At 74.9% G+C, this 1,432-nt stretch carries 2 protein-coding genes; one reads left to right on the forward strand and one right to left on the reverse strand.

The window, feature by feature from the left end; all coding sequences use genetic code 11:
- Nucleotides 1-816, reverse strand: an 816-nt coding sequence (locus DQW85_RS23015; RefSeq protein WP_240197364.1) for a LysR family transcriptional regulator, incomplete at its 3' end; no start/stop codon positions are given.
- 62 nt (nucleotides 817-878) lie between these two features.
- Between DQW85_RS23015 and DQW85_RS23020 the strand changes: the two genes are divergently transcribed.
- The coding region (locus tag DQW85_RS23020; protein WP_162795263.1) for an MFS transporter at nucleotides 879-1,432 on the forward strand (554 nt) is incomplete at its 3' end.

Consider the following 1,432-nt stretch of genomic DNA (forward strand, 5'->3'; position numbering starts at 1 on the left):
CAGCGGCGGCGACAGCGGGACCTCCGCCACGCCCGCCGGCGGCGCCGTGCCGGTCCGGGGCAGCAGCGCCACCCCCAGCCCCGCCGCCACCAGCCCCCGCACGGTCTCCGACTCCTGGCCCTCGAAGGCGATCCGCGGCTCGAACCCGGCCGCGGCGCACAGCTCGTCGGTGATCTGGCGCAGCCCGTAGCCGTGCTCCAGCGTGACGAGCTCCTCCCCCGCGAGCTCGGCGGGCCGGACGCGGGCGCGCCGGGCGAACGGGTGCGTACGGGGAACCGACAGCACGAGCTCCTGGTCCGCGAGCGCCACGCTCTCCACCTCCGGCCCGCCGGGCAGCGGCGCGACGAGCACCAGGTCGATCTCGCCGTCGCCCAGCCCGCGCAGCATGTCCTGCCGCGACCCCTGCGCGAGGCTGAAGCGCACGGCCGGGTGGCGTTCGCGGAAGCCTCGCACCAGCGACGGCACCAGCGATCGCCCGAGCAGGTGCAGGAACCCCAGCACGACGCGCCCGCTCCCTGGATCGACCTCCTCGCGCGTCTCACGCACGCCCGTCGCCAGCACGCCGAGCGCGCGGGCGGCCGAGCCGGCGAGGATCCGGCCCGCCCTGGTCAGCCTGATGCCGCGCCCCGCCGGAACGACCACCGGCGCGCCGATCTCGTCGCTCAGCGCGGCGAGCCGCCTGCTGACCGTGGGCTGCGGGATGCCGAGGAGTTCGGCCGCGCGCGTGACGTGCCCGGTCTCACCCACGGCCGACAGCAGCGCCAGCGTGGGCGCGAGCCGGGCGGCCAGCCGTGTCTCACCGAATTCATCCACCACGGTATGAATTATGCCGCATATCGGTATTGGACGTATTTATTAGCTTTGCTTAGTTTCTAGTGGTGGTCACCGAAGCCGGTACGAAGCGGGCGAGCGCGGCCGTCGCGGCGGCGGGCGTCTCGTCCTTCGCGTTGCTCTACGCCCCCCAGGCGGTGCTGCCCCAGTTCGCCACGGTGTTCCGCCTCGACCCCGGCAGCGCGTCACTGGCCGTCGGGGTCGCCACCACCGCGCTCGCCCTCGCCGTCCTGCCACTCGCGGCCCTGTCGGAGCGGGTGGGCAGGAGGAAGGTGATCGTCTGCTCGGTGGTCGCCTCGGCCGTGCTCGGGCTGCTGATGCCACTGGCGCCGTCCTTCCAGGTGCTGCTCGGCCTGCGGGTGCTGCAGGGCGTGGCGATCGCGGGCTTCCCCGGCGTGGCGGCGGCGTACCTGGCCGACCGGGTGGGCCCCGCCGGGCTGGCGTCCGCGGTCGGCGCGATGATCGCCGGCAATTCGGTGGGCGGGATGCTGGGCAGGCTCGGCACCGGCTTCGCCGCCGAGCCGCTGGGCTGGCGCGGCGCGCTGCTGGTGACGGCGGCGGTGTCGCTGGTCTGCGCGGTGTTCGCGGCCGTCACCCTGCC

The organism is Nonomuraea lactucae, assembly GCF_003313395.1.
Classification (GTDB): Bacteria; Actinomycetota; Actinomycetes; order Streptosporangiales; family Streptosporangiaceae; genus Nonomuraea; species Nonomuraea lactucae.